Consider the following 24,021-nt stretch of genomic DNA (forward strand, 5'->3'; position numbering starts at 1 on the left):
GCGATCTTTTGATCTTTGTCGTTCGCTCTCGACTCAATGGACAGGGGAAGATCGCAGCCTCGTTGCACTCGGCAGCTCCTACGCCGCATTCGCTCTAGGGCCACCACCGATCACCTATTACCCCGATAGCTGGAGTCCACCCGGACAACCCCCTAGAATCGCCGCACCCTTAGAAGGAGACGATTCATGCTGATGGTGATTTCCCCCGCCAAGACCCTCGATTACGAAACGCCGCCGGCCACCGAACGCTTTACCCTGCCACAGTACCTGGACCATTCCCAGGAACTGGTCGAGCAATTGCGTGAATTCTCGCCGACACAGATCAGCGAATTGATGCACGTCTCCGACAAGATCGGCGGCCTCAATGCTGCGCGATTCGGCAGCTGGACCCCGGCGTTCAGCCCGGCCAATGCAAAGCAGGCCTTACTGGCCTTCAAGGGTGACGTGTATACGGGCCTGGATGCACAGAGCTTCAGCGAAGCCGACTTCGACCAGGCCCAACGGCATCTGCGCATGCTCTCCGGTCTTTACGGCCTGCTGCGGCCGCTGGACCTGATGCAGCCCTATCGTCTGGAAATGGGCACCAGGTTGGCGAATGCCCGGGGCAAGGATCTCTATGCATTCTGGGGCAGCCGTATCAGTGAATGGCTGAACGAAGCCCTGGCCGACCAAGGCGATGACGTGCTGTTGAACCTGGCTTCCAACGAGTACTTCTCGGCGGTCAAACGCAGTGCCTTGAACGCGCGCATCATCGATACCGAATTCAAGGACCTGAAGAACGGCCAGTACAAGATCATCAGTTTCTACGCTAAAAAAGCCCGCGGCTTGATGAGCCGGTTTGTCATCCAGGAGCGCATCAACGATCCGGCACTGCTCAAACAGTTCGACGTGCAAGGCTATCGTTACAGCGCCGAACAGTCCTCACCGCAGAGACTGATTTTCCTGCGCGACCACGCCCCACAATAACGCAGCACTGCCTCCGGGCCCCTGATCAGGGGCCTCGATCAGCCCCACGCAGGTCATTGTACTTCCCCATTCGAATCGCCACTTTATTGGCGTCAATATTTAAAGCCCGTCCTGGGCTAACTATTCTTTCACTCGACAATTGTCAGTTTTTTCCGTAGTGGCACAGAAAATTTTCAACAGTAGTGGCAAAAAAGTATCTAGGCCTCTTAACTCCCCGTAACTAAAGGGCGAAATCGCAAGTGCTATCAATATGAAAGCAGTGCCATCTCGACTCATATTTCAAAAAATTTCAGAAATCGCGATGAGCGGACTGGAACTATGTCCAAATGCACGGCTCATACCACCCGTAACGATTCTCGCCGAGCGTGTACGAGATAACTTACAAAGGACGTCGACCAAAGTAACCAAGTTGTCACAGCAACTAAGCGAAACGGTCGCCCTTATAGACCCAAGATGAAAAGGACAGGAGATAAGGCAGCATCACTATCCCCTACAAGGCCAAGGCTGCGCCCCTACAACGTGCTCACCTGAGCACACAAGCTTCTGATTTTGTGGGCTTTTTGCCAGAAATCAGAAGTGAACTACCTTTGCACGAATGTTCTGGATAACGAGGACTGGCTGCATAACAGGGCAGGTCATAACAAGAAGGCCGCACTGCGCACAACTTGAGTGCAATTATTTAGACACTCGGAACTTAGTATGCCTGCACACGGCACTGTGGCGCCTGCATTCCACACTTCCGAGTGCACTATGACCGCTGAACACTATTAACTCCGGCCATTTAATGGCGTGAAAAACAGAGGTAAATGCGATGCGCATTAGCATATTTGGTTTGGGTTACGTCGGTGCAGTATGTGCCGGTTGCCTGTCTGCACGGGGCCATGATGTGGTTGGCGTGGATGTCGCCAAAGACAAGATCGATATGATCAACGCCGGCAAGTCGCCTATTGTTGAACCGGGTCTTGGGGAGTTGCTGGCTCAAGGCATTCAAACAGCTCGCCTGCGTGGTACGACCAACTTCGCGGAAGCCATTCGCGATACAGACCTGTCGATGATTTGCGTCGGTACACCGAGCAAAAAGAACGGTGATCTGGAACTGAACTACATCGAGGCCGTCTGCCGCGAGATCGGTTTTGTCCTGCGCGAAAAGACCACCCGCCACACCATCGTGGTGCGCAGCACCGTATTGCCAGGCACCGTGGCAAACGTTGTCATCCCGATCCTCGAAGACTGCTCCGGCAAAAAGGCCGGTGTCGATTTCGGCGTCGCGGTCAACCCTGAATTCCTGCGTGAAAGCACCGCGATCAAGGACTACGACCAGCCACCGATGACCGTCATCGGCGAGTTCGACAAGGCCTCCGGCGACGTTCTGCAATCGCTGTACGAAGAACTCGATGCGCCGATCATCCGCAAGGACATCGCAGTCGCCGAGATGATCAAGTACACCTGCAACGTGTGGCACGCCACCAAGGTGACCTTCGCCAACGAGATCGGCAACATCGCCAAGGCGGTGGGCGTCGATGGCCGTGAAGTAATGGACGTGGTGTGCCAGGACAAGGCCCTGAATCTGTCCCAGTACTACATGCGCCCAGGTTTCGCCTTCGGTGGCTCGTGCCTGCCCAAGGACGTACGCGCCCTGACCTATCGCGCCAGCTCCCTGGACGTAGAGGCGCCGCTGCTCAACTCGCTGATGCGCAGCAACGAATCCCAGGTGCAGAACGCCTTCGACATCGTCTCCAGCCACGAAAAACGCAAAGTCGCCCTGCTGGGCCTGAGCTTCAAGGCCGGTACCGACGACCTGCGCGAAAGCCCACTGGTAGAACTGGCGGAGATGCTGATTGGCAAGGGCTACGACCTGCGCATCTACGACAGCAACGTCGAATACGCCCGTGTCCACGGCGCGAACAAGGACTACATCGAGTCGAAGATTCCTCACGTCTCGTCCTTGCTCAACTCCGACTTCGACTCGGTCATCGACAACTCCGACATCATCATCCTCGGCAACCGCGACGAGAAGTTCCGCGCGCTGACCGAAAACGTACCGGAAGGCAAGCAGGTCATCGACCTGGTCGGCTTCATGTCCAAGGCCACCAACCCGAGTGGCCGGACCGAAGGCATCTGCTGGTAAGTCTGTTTGCCGGCCGGGGCCTGCCCTGGCCGGCCTTTCGCCTGCCTTAACCCATCGGGCCGCCCACAAGGCCCGCCCGAGATAGAGACGGATGCAGATTATGCACAGGCTAAAGCACGGCCTGCTTCAGGCCGCCGGTTGGCTGTTTTACTTGAGTTTACTGATGGGCATCGCCATGGCGTTGCCCACGTCCACGTTCGACTCCGAATCCAAGGATTTCATCTTCCTGATCGGCGCCGTGGGCATCTGGCGTTACTCCATGGGAGCAACGCATTTCGTGCGTGGCATGATCTTCCTGTACATCGTCTACCCGCACCTGCGTCGCAAGGTACGCAAGTTGGGCGCGGCGGCGGATCCTTCCCACGTCTACCTGATGGTCACCAGCTTCCGGATCGACGCGCTGACCACCGCCCAGGTCTATGGCTCGGTGATCCGCGAAGCCATCGAGTGCGGGCTGCCCACCACCGTGGTCTGCTCCATCGTGGAAATGTCCGACGAACTGCTGGTCAAGAGCCTCTGGGCTCGCATGAACCCGCCAGAGCGAGTCAAGCTGGACTTCGTGCGCATCCCGGGCACCGGCAAGCGTGATGGCCTGGCCTACGGTTTCCGCGCCATCTCCCGCCACCTGCCGGATGATCGCGCCGTGGTCGCCGTGATCGATGGCGACACCGTGCTCGCCGAAGGCGTCGTGCGCAAGACCGTGCCGTGGTTCCAGCTGTTCGGCAACGTCGGCGGCCTGACCACCAACGAGTTCTGCGAAGTGCGTGGCGGTTACATCATGGCCGAGTGGCACAAGCTGCGTTTCGCCCAGCGTCACATCAACATGTGCTCCATGGCCCTGTCCAAGCGCGTACTGACCATGACCGGTCGCATGTCGGTGTTCCGCGCCACCGTGGTAACCAACCCGGACTTCATCGCCGACGTGGAAAGCGACTCGCTGCAACACTGGCGCCTGGGTCGCTTCAAGTTCCTTACCGGTGATGACAAGTCGAGTTGGTTCAGCCTGATGCGCCTGGGCTACGACACTTTCTACGTACCCGATGCAGCGATCAACACCGTTGAACACCCGCCGGAAAAAAGCTTCATCAAGGCCAGTCGCAAGCTGATGTTCCGCTGGTACGGCAACAATCTGCGGCAGAACTCCCGGGCACTGGGGCTGGGCTTGAAACGTCTGGGCCTGTTTACCTCGGTGGTGCTGTTCGACCAGCGAGTGTCGATGTGGACTTCGCTGCTGGGCCTGACGGTGGCGCTGATTGCCAGCTTCAAGTACGGCACCGCGTTCATCCTGGTGTACCTGCTGTGGATCGGCATCACCCGATTGATCCTGACCCTGTTGCTGTCGTGCTCCGGACACCGGATCGGCCCCGCTTACCCGGCGATTCTCTATTACAACCAGATCGTCGGCGCGATGGTGAAGATCTATGTGTTTTTCCGCCTCGATCAGCAGTCCTGGACCCGACAGCCCACTTCTCTTACCCGTGATCTCGCCAGCTTTCAACGTTGGTTCAACACCTGGTCGTCTCGGACCATGACCTTCTCTGCCGGCAGTATTTTCGTCGCCGTGCTGTTGACGATGGTCTGACCGAACTCGCCTGAATTAACTAGGAAATCGCCCCTATGAACACCGCCGTGAATGTCAACGTAGTGCATGAATCCGAAGCCCAGCGCCAACACGCCCGGGTGAAAATCCCGGCCAAGCTGCGCTTCTTCGGTCCCGACCGCACCCCCATGGAAGTCAAGGTCCTGGACCTGTCCGCCGGCGGCCTGAGCTTCAACGCCGGCCAGATGCCGCTCAAGGTGGGTGAGGCCTACAAGGGTCGCCTGCAATTCGTCATCGACAACCTTGGCCTGGCCATGGACGTGGAATTGCAGATCCGCTCCCACGAGCGCCAGACCGGCCGCACCGGTTGCCAGTTCCAGAACCTGGAACCTCGGGATATCTCGACACTGCGTCATATCATCACCTCGCATCTGGCCGGCGACATCGTCGGCGTCGGCGATGTGCTGGCGACCCTGCAACGCGACAACTTCACCAAGGCGCGCAAGCAGAAGGATGAAAGCAGCGGCATGAGCGCCCTGGGTCGCCTGCGGGCCGTGACCTTCAGCCTGGGCGTGTTCATCGTCGGCCTGGCAGCATTCGGGTTCATCTTCAAGTCGGTGTACGGCATGTACTTCGTCAGCCACGCCCAGGCAGGCCTGGTGAACGTACCGGGCATGGCGATCACCATGCCGCGCGACGGCACCGTGCAGAGCCTGGTCAAGCCTGACGGCGTGGCCGCCAAAGGCGCCCCGCTAGCGACCTTCAGCACCAGCATGCTCGACGTGCTCAAGGGCCACCTGGACGACAACCAACTGCAACCGGCCAAGGTCGAAGAGTTGTTCGGCAAGCAGATGACCGGCACCCTGACCTCCCCTTGCGATTGCATCGTGGCCCAGCAATTGGTCGCCAACGGTCAATACGCCAGCAAGGGCGACGTGATCTTCCAACTGGTTCCGCGCGGTACCGAAGCCAACGTGGAAGCACGCTTCTCCTATCGCCAGTTCGGCGAAGTGCGTCCAGGCACCTCGGTGAACTTCCAGGTCGCCGGCGAAGACGTCACCCGCACCGGCAAGATCATCAGCAGCACCAGCCTGAAAAGCGAAGACCTGTCGTCGGATATCCGTGTGCTGATCAAGCCCGACGAGCCTCTGGACAGCGCCCTGGCCGGTCGTCCCGTGGAAGTCAACAGCGACCGTGGTCCGAACCTGAACTGGCTGATCGACAAAGCCATGGCTGTCGGTAAGTAAGCGGAGGACTGCCCGTGACGACTCCACAAAACAACAACGCGCTGCACTCCCTGTGGGAGCGAGCCTGCTCGCGATGGGATCGCAGCGATGTATCTGAAGGACCGCAGCGCCTGCTTCGCGAGCAGGCTCGCTCCCACAAAGGGACGCTGTGTGCCATTGCACTGGCCGTCAGCCTGGCCGGTTGCGCCGGCCTGCCCGACCAGCGCCTGGCCAATGAGGCCCTCAAGCGTGGTGACACGGCGCTGGCGCAGCAGAACTATCAGCAACTGGCCGACCTTGGCTACAGCGAGGCTCAGGTGGGTCTGGCCGACATCCAGGTGGACAGCCGCGACCCCGAGCAGATGAAAAAGGCCGAGGCCACCTACCGCGCCGCCGCTGACATCTCGCCACGGGCCCAGGCCCGCCTGGGTCGCCTGCTGGTGGCCAAACCGGGTTCCACCGAGGCTGAAAAGCACGAAGCCGAAGGCCTGTTGAAAAAAGCCTTCGCCAACGGTGAAGGCAATACCCTGATCCCGCTGGCAATGCTGTACCTGCAATACCCCCACAGCTTCCCGAACATCAACGCCCAACAGCAGATCAGCCAGTGGCGCAGCGCCGGCTACCCGGAAGCGGGCCTGGCGCAGATTCTGCTCTATCGCACCCAGGGCACCTACGATCAGCACCTGGACGAAGTCGAGAAGGTCTGCAAGGCCGCATTGGCCACCACCGATATCTGCTATGTCGAACTGGCCACTGTCTACCAAAAACGCGGCCAGCCGGAACAGCAGGCCGAACTGCTCAAGCAGATGCAGGCCGGTCACAGTCGTGGCGTGGTGTCAGCCCAGCGAGTGGACAGTGTTGCCCGTGTCCTGGCCGATGCCAGTCTGGGCAAGACTGATGAGAAGACCGCTCAGTCCCTGCTCGAAGACATCGCCCCCGGCTACCCGGCTGCCTGGGTCAGCCTGGCGCAGTTGCTCTACGACTTTCCCGAACTGGGCGACGTCGACAAGATGATGCAATACCTGGAAAACGGCCGCGCCGCCGACCAGCCTCGCGCCGAGCTGTTGCTGGGCAAGCTGTACTACGAAGGCAAATGGGTACCGGCCGACGCCAAGGTCGCCGAGGCACATTTCCAGAAAGCCGTCGGCCGCGAAGTAGCCGCCGATTACTACCTTGGCCAGATCTATCGCCGAGGCTACCTGGGCCGGGTGTATTCGCAAAAAGCCCTGGACCATCTGCTCAAGGCCGCCCGTAACGGCCAGAACAGCGCCGACTTCGCCATTGCCCAATTGTTTTCCCAAGGCAAGGGTACCAAGCCCAATCCGGTCAACGCCTATGTGTTCAGCCAGTTGGCCAAGGTCCAGAACACCCCGCAAGCCATCGAGCTTGCCCAGACTCTCGAAGCACAACTACCGCCGGAGCAGCTTGCCCAAGCCAAACGCCTGCTGCAACAAGAGCAGGCCATTCGTGGCGTCATGAGCCCCGATACGCTGGAACTGCAAGCCCTGAAAGAAGATAACGGCGAGGAACAACTATGAAGCCTTTGAAGCTCAATCCTTTTGTGCAGGCCGGAATTGGCCTGACATTCGCACTGATGTGGTCCTGCCCGACCCTGGCGGCCCTGACCGAAAGCAAGAATTTCGGCCTGGAAGTGAAGATCACCGGCCAATCCGAAGACGACCGTGACCTGGGCACCCAGAGCGGTGGCGACGTCAATGGGGTGGGCCTGGACCTGCGTCCCTGGGTCTATGGCGAAAGCGGTAACTGGAGCGCCTACGCCATGGCCCAGGCCGTAACCTCCACTGATGTCATCGAGACCGACACCCTGCAACAGTCCGATGGCACCACCCAGCAGACTGACAGCGGCGATCGCGAAGCCAAGAAAAATTACCTGGCCATGCGTGAGTTCTGGATTGGCTACAGCGGCCTCACCCCTTATCCGGGCGAGCAGTTGAAGTTCGGGCGCCAGCGCCTGCGCAACGACGACGGCCAATGGCGCGACACCAACATCGAAGCCCTGAACTGGACCTTCGACACCACGTTGCTGCGGGCCAACCTCGGCGTCGCCGAACGTTTCAGCGAATATCGCACCGACCTCAAGGAACTGTCGCCCAAGGACAAGGACCGCCTGCACGTCTATGGCGATGTGGCTTACCAGTGGATGCCAGGTCAATGGGCCGGTATCCGTGCCCATCACACCCATGACAACGGCAGCCTCGACTACCCGACCCCGGGCGAACCCACCGACACCCTGGACAAGACCCAGAACGGCGACTTGACCTGGCTCGGTCTGGAAGCCAACAGCGACGCCTACAACTGGCGCAACACCAACACCGTCAACTACTGGGCCAGCCTTACCGGCATGACCGGCGACAGCGACACCGTCAATCCCCTCAACGCCGACGGCACACGTCCTGCGCAAGCCAAGCGCAGCGACGACCTGAACGGCTGGGCCACTGACTTGGGTATCCGGCTGCGCCTCGATCCGCAATGGCAAGTCGGTGCAGCCTATGCCCGCGCCAGCGACGAGTACCAACAGAACGGCCTGCAGAGCAACCGCTCGAACTTCACCGGCACCCGCTCGCGTGTCCACCGTTTCGGCGAGGCGTTCCGTGGCGAGATGGCCAACACCCAGAGCGCCAGCCTGTTCGGCTCCTGGCAGTTGCGCGATGAATACGACGCCAGCCTGGTGTACCACAAGTTCTGGCGTGTGGACGGCAACAAGCCGGTGGGCAGCAACGGCATCAACGCCGTACAGAACAACACCGACGACGTGACCGGCGCCATCCTCTCCACCTCGACCCTGCCGCTGCGTGACGGCGACAAGGACCTGGGCCAGGAGGTCGACCTGGTGGTCACCAAGTACTTCAAGCAAGGACTGCTGCCGGCCGCACTGAGCCAGTCCATCGACGAACCCTCGGCGCTGGTGCGCTTGCGTGGCGGCGTGTTCAAGCCAGGCGATGCCTACGGCAAAGACGTCGACTCGTACATGCATCGCGCCTTTGTCGACGTGATCTGGCGCTTCTGATGCGAATGGCCATGGGAGTGCCCGAAATGAACCGCTACCTCAGGAACAGCCAGGCGATGAAAGGTTCGATCAGCCTGTTGGTCGCAGCGATGCTGCTGGCCGGCTCGCCGGCGTTCGCCAACGTTGAACCGGCGGTCAAGCCGGGCAACGTGGTCAAGGAACTGCAACGAGCCAAGACCTACACCGTCAACAGCGCACCGACCGCGCCGCTGGAACTGGCCAAGCCGACCTTGCCCGACCTCAAAGGCTTCACCGCCGAAGCGGTCGCGGCCAAGATCGTGCGAACCAAGCCCGGCAAGATCAGCGTGCGCCGGATGATGCAGGAAAACGCCTTGAAGGACTTCATCGGCGGTGACAACAAGATGGCCGAGTGGGTGGTGCGCCAGCACGGCATCCCGCAGGCCATCTTCATCGATGACGGCTACATGAACTTCAAGGATCTGGCCAAGAAGCTGCCCAAGTACATCATCGAAACCTCGCCGGGCGTCTACCTGGCGAAGATTCCGATCGTGGTCGGCCAGAAAGGCATCCTGGAAATCGACAAACAGACCCAGGAACTGCGCCTGTCCCAGGAGGGCGGCTCGTTCCTGGTCAACGATGGCCGGATGTTCATCCGCGACACCAAGGTCACCGGCTGGCGTGAGAAGGACAACGGCCCCGCCACGTTCCGTTCGCCCAAGGAGTTCCGTCCGTTCCTGCTAGCGTGGGGCGGCACCGAGACCTACATCGTCAACACCAAGATGGCCAGCTTCGGCTACTCCAACAGTAAGTCGTACGGGGTGAGTATTTCCCAGTACACGCCGAACATGGCCAAGGTCCTCAAGCGCCCGGAACCGACCGGCTGGATCATCGGTTCCGAGTTCTCGGACATGTGGTACGGGTTCTACTGCTACGAGACCCGCGACTTTGTGGTCAAGGGCAACACCTACAAGGACAACATCGTCTACGGCATCGACCCCCACGACCGCTCCCATCGGCTGATCATCGCCGACAATACCGTCCACGGGACGAAGAAGAAGCACGGGATCATCATTTCCCGTGAGGTCAACGACAGCTTCATCTTCAACAACCGCAGCTACGACAACAAGCTCTCGGGCCTGGTGATCGACCGTAACAGCGTCAACAACATCATTGCCTACAACGAGATTTACAAGAACCACACCGACGGCATCACCCTTTACGAGAGCGCCGACAATCTGTTGTGGGACAACAAAGTGATCAGCAACCAGCGCCACGGCATCCGGATTCGTAACAGCGTAAACATCCGCCTCTACGAGAACATATCCATGGCCAACGGCCTGACCGGTATCTACGGCCACATCAAGGACCTGTCCAACACCGACCGGGACATCAAGCTCGACCCGTTCGACGCCGAGGTTTCGCTGATCGTGGTCGGTGGCGAACTGGTCGCCAACGGCAGTGGCCCGCTGTCCATCGACTCCCCCCTGAGCGTCGAGCTGTATCGCGTATCCATGCTCGCGCCGACCAAATCCAGCGGCATCAGCTTCAGCGGGATCCTGGGCGAGCGCCAGGATGAAATTCTCGACCTGCTGGTGCGCCAGCAGAAAGCCGTGCTGATCGACCCTGTCGAACGCCAGACCGAATTGCGGGACTGAGGATGACCTTTATGAACCCACAGATGATCAAACTCCTGGGCCTGTCTGCCCTGACTGCCGGCATTCTCGCCGCTGCAAGCGGCGCGCGCGCCGACGAAATCAAGGCGCCTGTCTTCACCGCAGAACCCTGCTGCAACCTGTGCCCCGCCGCTCATGATGCAAAGAACTACACCACGCGTTACCAGCAGAACTTCACCACGTTGGTACAGGCCCAGGGCGACTGGCTGTTCCGTACCCAGGAAGATCTGCGCACCGAATTCAATACCACGCCGGCCGGCTACAAGCGCATGCAACAGTTGCACGATGCGTTCAAGAAGAAAGGCGTCGAACTGGTCCTCGTTTACCAGCCGACCCGGGGCCTGGTGAATCGCAACAAGCTCAACCCCCAGGAAAAGGCCAGCTTCGACTACGAAAAAGCCCTGACCAACTACAAGGCCATGCTCGGCCGCTTCGCGCAGATGGGCTACGTGGTGCCGGACCTGTCGCCATTGACCAACGAAAGCCTGCCCGAAACCCTGCCGGCCCACGACTTCTACTTCCGTGGCGACCAGCACTGGACGCCATACGGGGCCCAGCGCACGGCGAAGATAGTCGCAGAGAAGGTCAAGCAGATCCCGGCCTTCGCCGACATTCCCAAGCGCGAATTCGAGACCAAGAGGTCCGGCCGCATGGGCAAGACCGGTACCCTGCATAACATGGCCGGGCAACTGTGCGGCACCAGCTACGCCATCCAGTACATGGACCAGTTCACCACCGAGCCTAAGGGCGAGGCTGGTGACGGCGATCTGTTCGGTGATTCCGGCAACCCGCAGATCACCCTCGTGGGTACCAGTCACAGCGGCAAGAACTACAACTTTGCCGGTTTCCTGGAGGAAGCCATCGGCGCCGACATCCTCAACGTGGCTTTTCCCGGCGGCGGTTTCGAAGGCTCAATGCTCCAATACCTGGGCAGTGAAGACTTCCAGAAGAGCCCACCGAAAATCCTGATCTGGGAATTCTCGCCGCTGTATCGCCTGGACCAGGAAACCATCTATCGCCAAATGATGGCGCTGCTGGACGACAACGGTTGTGAAGGCAAACCGGCACTGATGAGCAGCAAGACAGCCCTCAAGCCGGGCAAGAACGAATTGATGGTCAATAGCAAGAACATGGATCTGCGTAACGGCAGTCACCAGGTCGATATCCGTTTCGCCGATACCTCGGTGAAAACGTTGCAAGCCACCCTCTGGTACATGAATGGGCGCCACGAGGACATCAAGATCGAAAAACCGAACACCGCGGAAACCGATGGGCGTTTCGCTTTCCAGTTGCGCACCGATGGGGACTGGGCTTCGCAGAACCTGCTGGCCGTTGAAGTCCAGGGCCCCGAAGCCGGTACAGCGCCACAGCAAGTCGAAGCGAAAGTCTGCAAACGCAATGTCTCTCCGCAAGCCGAACAAACGGCTCAAATCGGACAATGAGGTCTCGCTTTATGACCAGGAACATGCGCAATCGAACGTTGAAGACGCTGCTGGCGCCGTCCCTGCTGACCCTGGCGATGTTCGCCGGGGCCACCCAGGCCGCGGCCCCGCTGCGCCCGCCGCAGGGTTACTTCGCACCGATCGAAAAGACCAAGGCCGGCGACTCCGCCCGAGGCTGCGATGCCGTGCCGGCGCCTTATACCGGCCCCCTGCAGTTTCGCAGCAAATACGAGGGCTCCGACAAAGCCCGTGCGACGTTGAACGTGCGATCGGAAAAAGCCTTTCGCGACAGCACCGCCGACATCACCAAGATCGAACGCGGCGTCAGCAAGCAAGTGATGCAGTTCATGCGTGACGGCCGTCCTGAGCAGTTGGAATGCACCCTGAACTGGCTGACAACCTGGGCCAAGGCCGATGCGCTGATGTCCAAGGACTTCAACCACACCGGCAAGTCCATGCGCAAATGGGCCCTGGGCAGCATGGCTTCGGCCTATGTACGCCTGAAGTTCTCCGACTCGCATCCGTTGGCGAACCATCAGGAGCAGGCGCAACTGATCGAGAGCTGGTTCAGCAAGATGGCCGATCAGGTGGTCAGCGATTGGGACAACCTGCCGCTGGACAAGACCAACAACCACTCTTACTGGGCCGCCTGGTCGGTGATGGCCACCTCGGTCGCGACCAACCGCCGCGATCTGTTCGACTGGGCCGTCAAGGAATACAAGGTCGGCGTCAACCAGATCGACGCCGACGGTTTCCTGCCCAACGAACTCAAGCGCAAGCAAAGGGCCCTGTCCTATCACAACTACGCCCTGCCGCCATTGGCGATGATCGCCAGTTTCGCCCAGGTCAATGGTGTGGATCTGCGCCAGGAAAATAACGGCGCCCTCAAGCGCCTGGGTGACCGGGTGCTGGCCGGGGTGAAAGACCCGGACATCTTCGAGGAGAAGAACGGCGAAGAACAGGACATGAAGGATCTGAAAATCGATTCGAAATTCGCCTGGCTCGAACCGTTCTGCAGCCTATACGCCTGCTCCGGGGATGTGCTGGAGCGCAAGCATGAAATGCAACCATTCAAGACTTTCCGCCTCGGCGGGGACTTGACCAAGGTGTATGACCCGGCCAGCGAAAAAGGTAGCAAAGGAAGCTGATTCACCGCTGATCGTTCCCACGCTCTGCGTGGGAATGCAGCCGGGGGCGCTCTGCGTCCCGAAAAGCCGAACGCGGAGCGTCCGTAGAGGCATTCCCACGCAGAGCGTGGGAACGATCATCACCGCCCTTTTTCATGGGGGGGTTTGGGGGGGCTCTGGCCCTTGACTGTTGATTCAACATGGAGAGATCGGGATGGTATTTTCATCCAACGTGTTCCTGTTCCTGTTCCTGCCGATCTTTCTCGGCTTGTACTACTTGAGTGGGCAACGCTATCGCAACCTGCTGCTGCTGATCGCCAGCTACGTGTTCTATGCCTGGTGGCGGGTGGACTTCCTGGCGCTGTTCGCCGCCGTGACCCTGTGGAACTACTGGATCGGCCTGAAAGTCGGTGCCGCCGGCGTGCGCACAAAGCCGGCCCAGCGCTGGCTGTTGCTCGGCGTGGCGGTGGACCTGTGCATTCTGGGCTACTTCAAGTACGCCAACTTCGGGGTCGACAGCCTCAACGCGATCATGACCAGCTTCGGTCTCGAACCTTTCATCCTGACCCACGTGCTGTTGCCGATCGGGATCTCGTTCTACATCTTCGAGTCCATCAGCTACATCATCGACGTCTACCGCGGTGACACCCCGGCGACCCGCAACCTGATCGACTTCGCAGCGTTCGTGGCGATCTTCCCGCACCTGATCGCCGGCCCCGTGCTGCGTTTCCGGGACCTGGCCGACCAGTTCAACAACCGCACCCACACCCTGGACAAGTTCTCCGAAGGCTGCACGCGCTTCATGCAAGGCTTCATCAAGAAAGTGTTCATCGCCGACACCCTGGCGGTGGTGGCCGACCATTGCTTCGCCCTGCAGAACCCGACCACCGGCGATGCCTGGCTCGGTGCCCTGGCCTACACCGCGCAGCTGTACTTCGACTTCTCCGGCTACAGCGACATGGCCATCGGCCTGGGCCTGATGATGGGCTTCCGTTTCATGGAAAACTTCAAGCAGCCCTACATCAGCCAGTCCATCACCGAGTTCTGGCGGCGCTGGCACATCAGCCTGTCGACCTGGCTGCGCGATTACCTCTACATCACCCTGGGCGGTAACCGCAAAGGCACGCTGATGACCTATCGCAACCTGTTCCTGACCATGCTGCTCGGTGGTCTGTGGCACGGCGCGAACATCACCTACGTGATCTGGGGCGCCTGGCATGGTATCTGGCTGGCCATCGAGAAGGCCGTGGGCATCAACACCACGCCACGCAGCCTCAACCCGATCCGGTGGGCACTGACCTTCCTGCTGGTGGTCATGGGCTGGGTGATCTTCCGTGCCGAGAACCTGCATGTGGCCGGTCGTATGTACGGCGCCATGTTCAGCTTCGGTGACTGGTCGCTGTCGGAACTGACCCGCGCCAACCTCACCGGCCTGCAGATCGCCACGCTGGTGGTGGCCTACATCACCCTCGCCTTTTTCGGCCTGCGTGACTTCTACACCAATCGTCCGCCGGTCAAGACCAAGCCGGAGGTCAACACCGAGGCCAACGGCCCGGCCACTGCACAACCGGGGCTGATCAAGGCCGTACCGGGCGACAACCCGGCACAGATCCACGAGCCGGGCTACACCGTGGGCGTCGAGGCCCAGGTGCAACCGGCCTACTGGGTCGCGGACTGGCCGCGCTATGTCATGCGTGCGTTGGTGCTGCTGCTGTTCATCGCTTCGATTCTCAAACTCTCGGCGCAAAGCTTCTCGCCGTTCCTTTACTTCCAGTTCTGAGGGATCTGAACATGACCCGCTCATTACGCATCTTTTACATCGCACTGTTCCTGCTGATCCTCGCGGTCCTGGGCCTGTGGTCGATGCGCAGTTTCTTCGGTTTCAGTACCAACCCCGATGCCACCGTGCTCAACGGGCGCTGGACCAAGGCCGTCGAAACCCACTACGACGACGAGTTCCCGATCAAGCGCCTGGGCACCAACATCTGGGCCGCGCTGGACTACAAGCTGTTCAACGAGGGCCGCAAAGGCGTGGTCCTCGGCCGTGACCAGTGGCTGTACAGCGACGAAGAGTTCAACCCGATCGTCAACGAAGAACTGAACCTGCAAGGCAACTATGCGCTGGTCGAAGGCGTACGCCAGAAACTCAAGGAACAGGGCATCACTCTGGTGATGGCAATCGTGCCGGCCAAGGCGCGGCTATATCCGGAGCACTTGGGTGAAGTGAAACCAGCGAGCATTCACGCCAATCTCTATAAGGACTTCCATGCCCGTGTGGCAGCCGACAAGATCCTCGCCCCCGACCTGCTCGGCCCGCTGCAACAGGCCAAGCAAAGCGGCCAGCAAGTATTCCTGCGCACCGACACCCACTGGACCCCGGAAGGCGCCCAGGTCGCAGCCGAAAACATTGCCAAGGCCATTGCCGAGCGTGCGCCCCTGAACGGCGAGCCACAACGTTTCGTCACCGAGCCTGTGGAAAAAATCACCCACAAGGGTGACCTGCGCCAGTTCCTGCCCCTGGACCCGCTGTTCGAAAACCTGATGCCGGCCCAGGAGCCGCTGGTCAAACGCGTCACCCGCGAAGCCGACGACCAGCCGGTCGGCGACGACGCGCTGTTTGCCGACGCCCAGGTTCCCGTGGCCCTGATCGGCACCAGCTACAGCGCCAATCCCAACTGGAACTTCGTCGGTGCACTCAAGCAAGCCCTGCACAGCGACGTCGTGAACTACGCCGAAGACGGCCATGGCCCGATTCTGCCGATGCTCAGCTACCTCAAGAGCGACGCTTTCAAGAACAGCCCTCCGCAAGTGCTGATCTGGGAGTTTCCTGAACGTTATCTGCCCGTGAACAACGAAATCGGCGACGCCGACCCGCAGTGGGTCGCAGAGCTCAAACAAGCCGGTGTGCGCCAACAGAACGTTGCCGCCAACACTCAATCCGAGACGCCCGACCGGGCGCAAAACTGAAAGAGAGGTCCACCATGACTTTCAACACTACTCCTCGCCGTCTCGCCGCTCGTTCCTTCAAGGCCGTTGCCCTGGTTGCCAGCATGAGCGCCCTTTCCTTCACCGCCTTTGCCGGTGATTCGGCCCTGTACGGCCCAGTCGCGCCAAAAGGCTCGAGCTTCGTGCGTGTCTACAACGCCAGCAACAGCGAAGTCAGCGCCACCGTCGGCAGCACCAACCTCAACGACGTAGCCCCATTGGCCAGCAGTGACTTCAGCTTCATGCCCGGTGGCGACTACAGCGCCAAGGTGGGCAGCCAGACCGTTCCGGTTAAACTGGCTCCCGATCACTACTACACCCTGGTCAACAACGCGAGCGGCCAGCCGCAACTGATCGAAGAACCACCGTTCAAGAACAAGCAGAAATCCCTGGTGCGTGTGCAGAACCTCACCGACAAGGCACTGACCCTCAAGACCGCCGACGGCAAGACCGAAGTGGTGCCGAACGTCGCGGCCAAGGGCCGTGGCGAGCGTGAAATCAATCCGGTGAAAGTCAGCCTGGCGCTGTTCGAGGGCGACAAGAAAGTCGGCGACCTCAAGCCCGTGGCCCTGGAGCGTGGCGAAGCGGCCGTGCTGTACGTCACCGGCTCCGGAAGCAGCTTGTCGCCGGTCTGGGTAAAGCGTCCAGTGTCGACCCGCTGACAGATTCACTCGACTGACGCTTACACCTGCGTGGGAGCGAGCCTGCTCGCGATTGCGGTATGACATTCAACATTGATGTCGATTGATACTCAGCTTTCGCGAGCAAGCCTGCTCCCACACTGAACCGAGGCGTCATTCGGGTACGGAACAAAAACAAGAGTGAAACGACAGAACGCAGTAGCTCTATAACCATTACGCTTCAAAGGAGTAACACACATGATTCCGGTGATCTTGTCAGGTGGTAGCGGCTCACGTCTTTGGCCGCTTTCGCGCAAGCAGTTCCCTAAACAGTTCCTGGCCCTGACCGGCGAACACACCCTGTTCCAGCAGACCCTCGAACGCCTGGTGTTCGAAGGCATGGATACGCCGATTGTGGTCTGCAACAAAGACCACCGTTTCATCGTCAATGAGCAGTTGAACGGTCGCAATCTGGAAGCCCAGCGTATCCTGATGGAACCGTTCGGCCGCAACACCGCGCCAGCGGTGGCGCTGACCGCGATGATGCTGGTCAACGAAGGTCGCGACGAGTTGATGCTGGTGTTGCCGGCCGACCACGTGATCGAAGACCAGAAAGCCCTGCAACGTGCCCTGGCCCTGGCCACCGTGGCCGCCGAGCGTGGCGAAATGGTGCTGTTCGGCGTACCGGCCACCAAACCGGAAACCGGCTACGGCTACATCAAGTCGACCAACGATGCGCTGCTGCCTGAAGGTGTGAGCCGTGTATCGCATTTCGTCGAAAAACCCGATGTCAAGCGCGCCACCGAGTTCGTCGACGCCGGTGGTTACTTCTGGAACAGCGGCATGTTCCTGTTCCGCGCCAGCCGTTTCCTCGAAGAGCTGAAAAAGCACGATCCGGATATCTACGACACCTGCCTGCTGACCCTGGAACGCAGTGAACAGACAGCGGACACCATCACCTTCGACGAAGCCACCTTCGCCTGCTGCCCGGACAACTCCATCGATTACGCCGTGATGGAAAAGACCCAGCGCGCCTGCGTGGTGCCGCTGTCGGCAGGCTGGAGCGATGTCGGCTGCTGGGCGTCGCTGTGGGAAGTCAACCCCAAGGATGCCGATGGCAACGTCACCAAGGGCGACGTGGTGGTCCAGGACAGCCGCAACTGCATGATCCATGGCAACGGCAAACTGGTGTCGGTGATCGGCCTGGAAAACATCGTGGTGGTCGAAACCAAGGACGCCATGATGATTGCCCACAAGGACAAGGTCCAAGACGTCAAGAAAATGGTCAACACCCTCAATGCCCGGGGTCGCACCGAAACCCAGAACCACTGCGAAGTCTATCGTCCGTGGGGCTCTTATGACTCGGTGGACATGGGCGGGCGCTTCCAGGTCAAGCACATCTCGGTCAAGCCGGGTGCGTGTCTGTCCTTGCAGATGCACCACCACCGCGCCGAACACTGGATCGTGGTCAGTGGCACCGCCGAAGTGACCTGCGACGAGAACGTGTTCCTGCTCACCGAAAACCAGTCGACCTACATCCCGATCGCGTCGGTTCACCGCCTGCGCAACCCGGGCAAGATCCCGCTGGAAATCATTGAAGTGCAGTCCGGCAGCTACCTGGGCGAAGACGACATCGAGCGCTTCGAAGACATCTACGGTCGCTCAACCCCGATCGAACGCGGCGTGTCGGTGAAAACCATCGCGCAGTAACGATCAGCAAGACAAGAAGCCCCCATCCAGCCCACTGCGTCCCCTATCCGCAGCGGGTTGGGTGGGGGCTTTTTAGTTGCTGCATTCGTATCTCTGATACTTATCTGGATTTTGAACGGGGCAACATTCTCGCTTTTATCACATATCGATGCGCCGTTCCGAATCGTTCTGCATTATTCATATAGGACTTTCCTTTGGGAATGTAATGCAGGGAAACTATTTGAATTTTGTTATACAGCGGAAACGTCACTTCGCCCTCAGACGCATACAGTCCCTCAGACACACCCGCATGTCCAGGTTCCAGCTGGAAGTGCCACATTATTGATTTACCGGAAACGTACCCCATCCCTGGATCTTTTGCCGTGGACATTATCAGTGGAGAATGGATCTCCAGGTTCATTGTTTTTTCTATCGCGCTGTCACCGCCCTTTTTTGCAAAGGTCGCAAGCCATGGATAGCTATTCAGTATGGCCGGCGAGTCTCCGCGAAAAACCTCCTTCACCTCTGCGCGACGATATCCAGACCATTGTGCATCTATTTCCCCAAGCACACCTTGAACCTCCAAGGCCTTTTCATGATCTATGTTTCTGGCGGGTGGAATCATATTACGCCCGATATCACGCCATGCATTCACGAACGTTGCCATATCAGCAATCGAACTGTAGTGCTCAATATTCAGTTTCTGAAGCGCTATTGAGAATGAAGAGTAGTAAGGGTATTCACCTCCCTGTTGTTTATACAATGCCGGATCTTTTTCAATGACCCACTTTTTTTTGATGAGTTGCTGGGGACCAGGCCCAGGAGGAAGCGGCGGACCGCCCATGGACGGAGGCGGCGGGGGCGGCGGTGAGCCGGAAGGACGCATGGGGGGCGGAGGGGGCGCAGCACCGGTGGGTATCCTGCCATCGGTGTCGGACAGCGTGATCGGGTTGTTGCGAACCATCCGATAGAAATTCAGCCCATCGATCGACCATGCCGGATCCGGACTGGCCCAGCGCTGCAACCACGGTACATAGAAACGATAGCCGTAATAGTAAAGCCCCGTCGCATCCCGCTCCTTGCCCGAATAGCGGACCGTCTTGTAGCTGACCTCGATCACATCGTCACCAGCCAGAAATGCAGTCTCACCGAAGGGGTAGAAGTGCTCCTGGCTGATGATTCGTCCATCACGGTCAAGCTCCAGGCCGATCGAGCCCAAGTGCTCGGAAAAACCGTATCGATAGCGGTCATTGGTTCCTGAAGGCGGCGTGCTTTCCCAGTGCAAGACCCGCACGCTGCCGAGCCCGCCCTGGGCGATGATGACTTGCAGTGATTCCCCGGTGCCGCTGTCGGCGCGCAGTTCCAGTCCCGGCAGATAACGCACCTCGGCGGCCAGGATCCGGGCTCCGCTATGCAGCGTACGAAGCTTGCGCACCCGCTGACCGCCGCCATCGTAGATATAGGTCTCGCTGTCATTGAACCCCGACTCTCGCTTGATCGGCGTGACCGAGCACAGCTGGTTGCGCAGGTCCCAGGCCAGGGTCCGACTGCTCTCCAACACCAGGCAGTTACCCCGCGCATCGAACGCCGCAGCGATCTCCTCCTCTGTCGGCGGCACCCCGTTACGGTACGGCAGGCAACGATTGCTGTAGCGCGCCGCGCGCAACTGACGACCATGGTTCTGCGTCCCGACATGGGTCAGTTCCAGCAGATTGCCGCTGTCGTCGTAGCGATAGGTTTGTCGGTAGTTGCTGAACGCGGCCGGGTCGAGCCGGCCCACAGGTCCTTGACTCTGAGCACCCGCCTCCCATCCGCTGGCCTCGATCAATTGATAGAGGCTGTCGTAACGGAAACGACTGACCGGGTCGATACGCTGATTGGCGAAGTAGCGCACCGGCAGGGCCTTGTCCTCGACCCCCAGTACGTTGCCCATGGGGTCGTAGGCGTAGATCAGGTGTTGCAAAGACTGGCCGGCCCGCCGGACATGGCGCTCCATCAGCCATCCGTCTTCAGGGGCATAAGTGAGCGTGGTCTGCACGTCGTTGCCGGCCATTTCCCGTTCGATCCGACCTTCGGCGTTGTAGTCGATCTCGCTCACCAGCGATTGCCATTGGCCCTGGCCCTGCAGCAGCAATTGGCTGCTGGACAACCGGCCCTCACGGGTCAACGCCTGGCGCTGACGGTTGCCCCTGGCGTCGACCTGCTCCAGCACATCGCCCAGCGGACCAAGACGCCACGTCGACAAAGCGCCGTCACCAGGCTCAAGCAGGGATTCGCGATCAGCTTCCGATGCCGGCCAGTCCGGCATGACCCCGTCCAGGCTGAAACGTCGGCTCAGGGCCAGGCTCTGGCCAGTCAGGGCAAAGGACTCCAGCGACAAGGTGCCCGCCGGGTCATCGTGGCGCATCAATTGTCCGTACTGATTGAAGGCCTGTAGGCCGTGGCTTGGAGCGCCATATTGCATACGCTCGACGCAGGTGCGCGGTTGCCCCCCAGCATGCTCGAACACCGCCACCGGACGGAGCAAGTCGTCGAAGGCCACGTCCCGCTGCGTGCCCCGGCCATCCCAGCCCCGCAGGCTTTCTCTGGCGAGCCCGGGCAGGTCGAGCTGCCGGCCCGCATCGACACTGTTCGCAAGCAGCACGGCGCCGGACAGCGCATACACCGTCGAAAGATTGGCCGGGGTCGCCCCATCGTCCTGTTGCAGGGCCCACAGTCGCGGGTCCCATTGCTTGACCGCGCGTCCGGCCAGGTCGAAAAGGCTGCGGTTGACCCGCGATTGCGCGGGCTCTCGCTCGAGCGTGCGGCAGTAATCGACCGAACGGACCGGCAGGAACCTTGGATCCACCGCAATCAGCCTCGGCGTACCGTGATCCATGCTCATGCCCCAGGCCTCCTGATAGTCGTACGGTCTGGCCGACATCTAACAAGGGGCAATCCCTGGTGACTACTGTCAGAGATAACAGTGACGACCGATGGAGCGGAATGGATGAGATAGGCATCGCTCGTCCCCTTCGGTAGGATGGAATGACGGTAACGGAGGCTTCGAACATGCTTATCGGCGTCTTGCTGGTCATTACCTGGCTGATCCTGCTGCTGCGCTATCCGGCCAAGGCGCTGCCGGTGTCCCTGGCAGCGTTCGTCGGCCTGGGGCTGGTCGCCGCCTGGGTGGTCTGGCAGGAAAACCGTGAAACCCGGCAACTGGCGCGCCTGGAGCTGCGCATCACCTATGCTCCCGAACGCTGCCCGGCCGATCGCCCGCTGTTGCTGAACATGAACAACGGCAACGACGTCCCCTTGGTTGAACTGCGCTGGCGAATCGCGGCCTACGCCCCCGGCGATACCATCAACCTGGCCGACACGCCCTACAGCGCACCGCGCTATCGGGGACCTGGTCAATTGCAGGCGGGCAAGGACTGGCAGGATTGCCTGCCCCTGCCCCCCCTGCGACCCGGCTACCGTCCGCAGACCCTGGAGTTTCGCGCTGAGCGATTGCAGGGTAGTTTCTCCGACTGATTTCTTTCTTCCTCCGCCTTTTTCCGCACAAGGAACGCGCCATGCCCGTTGCGTTGATTACCGGATGTTCCAGCGGCATCGGCCGCGCCCTCGCCGAGGCCTTCAAGGTCGCCGGGTATCAGGTCTGGGCCAGTGCCCGCAAAGCTGAGGACGTGGCCCAACTCAGCGTCGCCGGGTTCACCGCGGTGCAACTGGACGTGAACGATGGTCCGGCCCTGGAGCAATTGAGCGAACGGATCAACCAGCAGCACGGCGGCCTCGAAGTGCTGATAAACAACGCCGGCTACGGCGCCATGGGTCCACTGCTGGACGGTGGCGTACCGGCGATGCAACGTCAGTTCGAAACCAACGTGTTCGCCATCGTCGGCGTGACCCGGGCGCTGTTTCCGGTACTGCGCCGGGCCAAGGGTCTGGTGGTGAATATCGGCAGCGTGTCCGGTGTGCTGGTGACACCCTTTGCCGGCGCTTATTGCGCCTCGAAGGCCGCGGTGCATGCCTTGAGCGATGCGCTGCGCATGGAACTGGCGCCCTTCGGCATCCGCGTGATGGAGGTGCAGCCCGGCGCCATTGCCTCGAGCTTTGCGAAGAACGCCGGACATGAAGCCGAACGATTGCTCCACGAACAATCGCCCTGGTGGCCCCTGCGCGATGGTATCCGCGCCCGGGCCAAAGCGTCCCAGGACAACCCCACACCCGCCAGCGAATTCGCCGCCGGGCTGCTCAAGGCCGTGCAACAACCCAGACCACCCCGTCTGCTGCGCCTGGGCAATGGAAGCCGGGCGCTACCGTTGATGGCGGGATTACTGCCCAAAGGGATGCTGGAGAAAGGCCTGATGAAGCGATTCGGGCTCGGTCGGTCGCTTTAATCGAAACGGCATGGTTCCGGCGAAGCCCATCGACAACTGACCCACCGCCATCGCGAGCAAGCTCGGCTCCCACAGAGATTGGCGGCGAACACCAGTCTCTCGCACATGCAGGACGCATTGTGGGAGCAAGGCTTGCCCGCGATGACGGAGGCACTGGCAACCTCTCCTGCAACTGACCCACCGCTTCGCGAGCAGGCTCGCTCACACAGAGATTGGCGGCGAACACCAGTCTCTCGCACATGCAGGACGCATTGTGGGAGCAAGGCTTGCCCGCGATGACGGAGGCACTGGCAACCTCTCCTGCAACTGACCCACCGCTTCGCGAGCAGGCTCGCTCCCACGGAGATTGGCGGCGAACACTAGTCTCTCGCACATGCAGGAAGCATTGTGGGAGCAAGGCTTGCCCGCGATGACGGCGGCACTGGCAACCTCTCCTGCAACTGACCCACCGCTTCGCGAGCAGGCTCGTTCCCACAGAGATTGGCGGTGAACACCAGTCTCTCGCACATGCAGGAAGCATTGTGGGAGCAAGGCTTGCCCGCGATGACGGAGGCACTGGCAACCTCTCCTGCAACTGACCCACCGCTTCGCGAGCAGGCTCGCTCACACAGAGATTGGCGGTGAACACTAGTCTCTCGCACATGCAGGACGCATTGTGGGAGCAAGGCTTGCCCGCGATGACGGCGGCACTGGCAACCTCTCCTGCAACTGACCCACCGCTTCGCGAGCAGGCTCGCTCCCACGGAGATTGGCGGTGAACACTAGTCTCTCGCACATGCAGGACGCATTGTGGGAGCAAGGCTTGCCCGCGATGACGGCGGCACTGGCAACCTCTCCTGCAACTGACCCACCGCTTCGCGAGCAGGCTCGCTCCCACGGAGATTGGCGGCGAACACTAGTCTCTCGCACATGCAGGACGCATTGTGGGAGCAAGGCTTGCCCGCGATGACGGAGGCACTGGCAACCTCTCCTGCAACTGACCCACCGCTTCGCGAGCAGGCTCGCTCCCACAGAGATTGGCGGCGAACACTAGTCTCTCGCACATGCAGGAAGCATTGTGGGAGCAAGGCTTGCCCGCGATGACGGCGGCACTGGCAACCGCTCCTGCAACTGACCCATCGCCATCGCGAGCAAGCTCGGCTCCCACAGAGATTGGCGGCGAACACTAGTCTCTCGCACATGCAGGAAGCATTGTGGGAGCAAGGCTTGCCCGCGATGACGGCGGCACTGGCAACCKCTCCTGCAACTGACCCA

The 24,021-nt window shown here is 60.4% G+C and carries 16 protein-coding genes; 15 read left to right on the top strand and 1 reads right to left on the bottom strand.

Annotation, left to right across the window (positions count from 1 at the left end):
* The first annotated feature begins 186 nt into the window (after positions 1-186).
* The 13 genes from yaaA to AD665_RS08205 all read left to right on the top strand — a co-directional run bounded on the left by yaaA (position 187) and on the right by AD665_RS08205 (position 18,406).
* Positions 187-966, top strand: a complete 780-nt coding sequence (yaaA, locus tag AD665_RS08145; RefSeq protein ID WP_024777613.1) for a peroxide stress protein YaaA — start codon at positions 187-189, stop codon at positions 964-966.
* An 811-nt stretch (positions 967-1,777) separates the two neighbouring features.
* Positions 1,778-3,094, top strand: coding sequence for a nucleotide sugar dehydrogenase (locus tag AD665_RS08150; RefSeq protein ID WP_024777612.1), 1,317 nt, complete (start codon positions 1,778-1,780; stop codon positions 3,092-3,094).
* Between the two features lie 100 nt (positions 3,095-3,194).
* Positions 3,195-4,676: a mannuronan synthase gene (alg8, locus tag AD665_RS08155; RefSeq protein WP_392396969.1), complete on the top strand. Its 1,482-nt coding sequence runs from the start codon at positions 3,195-3,197 to the stop codon at positions 4,674-4,676.
* Between the two features lie 35 nt (positions 4,677-4,711).
* The gene (locus AD665_RS08160) at positions 4,712-5,881 is read left to right on the top strand and encodes an alginate biosynthesis protein Alg44 (RefSeq protein WP_024777610.1); all 1,170 of its coding nucleotides are present in this window, start codon (positions 4,712-4,714) and stop codon (positions 5,879-5,881) included.
* Positions 5,882-5,895: 14 nt separating this feature from the next.
* A complete protein-coding gene (gene algK / locus AD665_RS08165) occupies positions 5,896-7,398 on the top strand; it encodes an alginate biosynthesis TPR repeat lipoprotein AlgK (protein WP_024777609.1) in 1,503 nt (500 codons plus the stop codon).
* Between the two features lie 5 nt (positions 7,399-7,403).
* The gene (locus AD665_RS08170) at positions 7,404-8,888 is read left to right on the top strand and encodes an alginate export family protein (protein WP_024777608.1); all 1,485 of its coding nucleotides are present in this window, start codon (positions 7,404-7,406) and stop codon (positions 8,886-8,888) included.
* A gap of 26 nt (positions 8,889-8,914) precedes the next feature.
* On the top strand, positions 8,915-10,504 hold the full coding sequence (algG, locus tag AD665_RS08175; RefSeq protein ID WP_024777607.1) for a mannuronan 5-epimerase AlgG: 1,590 nt from the start codon (positions 8,915-8,917) through the stop codon (positions 10,502-10,504).
* 11 nt (positions 10,505-10,515) lie between these two features.
* Positions 10,516-11,964 carry an alginate O-acetyltransferase gene (locus tag AD665_RS08180; protein ID WP_024777606.1) on the top strand — a complete coding sequence of 483 codons (1,449 nt, stop codon included), beginning with the start codon at positions 10,516-10,518 and terminating at the stop codon, positions 11,962-11,964.
* Between the two features lie 23 nt (positions 11,965-11,987).
* Positions 11,988-13,112, top strand: coding sequence for a mannuronate-specific alginate lyase (locus AD665_RS08185; RefSeq protein WP_024777605.1), 1,125 nt, complete (start codon positions 11,988-11,990; stop codon positions 13,110-13,112).
* A 193-nt stretch (positions 13,113-13,305) separates the two neighbouring features.
* Positions 13,306-14,871, top strand: coding sequence for an MBOAT family O-acyltransferase (locus tag AD665_RS08190; protein ID WP_024777604.1), 1,566 nt, complete (start codon positions 13,306-13,308; stop codon positions 14,869-14,871).
* 11 nt (positions 14,872-14,882) lie between these two features.
* Entirely contained in the window at positions 14,883-16,058 is a 1,176-nt protein-coding gene (locus tag AD665_RS08195; RefSeq protein WP_024777603.1) for an alginate O-acetyltransferase, read from the top strand.
* A 14-nt stretch (positions 16,059-16,072) separates the two neighbouring features.
* The gene (locus tag AD665_RS08200; RefSeq protein WP_024777602.1) at positions 16,073-16,738 is read left to right on the top strand and encodes an alginate O-acetyltransferase AlgF; all 666 of its coding nucleotides are present in this window, start codon (positions 16,073-16,075) and stop codon (positions 16,736-16,738) included.
* A gap of 216 nt (positions 16,739-16,954) precedes the next feature.
* Positions 16,955-18,406, top strand: a complete 1,452-nt coding sequence (locus tag AD665_RS08205) for a mannose-1-phosphate guanylyltransferase/mannose-6-phosphate isomerase (protein WP_024777601.1) — start codon at positions 16,955-16,957, stop codon at positions 18,404-18,406.
* Between the two features lie 100 nt (positions 18,407-18,506).
* Here the strand turns inward: AD665_RS08205 and AD665_RS08210 are convergent, their stop codons facing one another.
* Positions 18,507-21,269, bottom strand: a complete 2,763-nt coding sequence (locus AD665_RS08210; RefSeq protein ID WP_053191666.1) for an RHS repeat-associated core domain-containing protein — start codon at positions 21,267-21,269, stop codon at positions 18,507-18,509.
* 167 nt (positions 21,270-21,436) lie between these two features.
* Here AD665_RS08210 and AD665_RS08215 point away from each other — a divergent pair, with 167 nt between their 5' ends.
* Both AD665_RS08215 and AD665_RS08220 read left to right on the top strand, forming a co-directional pair.
* Positions 21,437-21,901, top strand: a complete 465-nt coding sequence (locus AD665_RS08215) for a hypothetical protein (RefSeq protein ID WP_024777599.1) — start codon at positions 21,437-21,439, stop codon at positions 21,899-21,901.
* A 41-nt stretch (positions 21,902-21,942) separates the two neighbouring features.
* On the top strand, positions 21,943-22,767 hold the full coding sequence (locus AD665_RS08220; protein ID WP_053191668.1) for an SDR family oxidoreductase: 825 nt from the start codon (positions 21,943-21,945) through the stop codon (positions 22,765-22,767).
* Positions 22,768-24,021: the final 1,254 nt, after the last annotated feature.

Source organism: Pseudomonas corrugata, from assembly GCF_001269905.1.
GTDB lineage: Bacteria > Pseudomonadota > Gammaproteobacteria > Pseudomonadales > Pseudomonadaceae > Aquipseudomonas > Aquipseudomonas corrugata.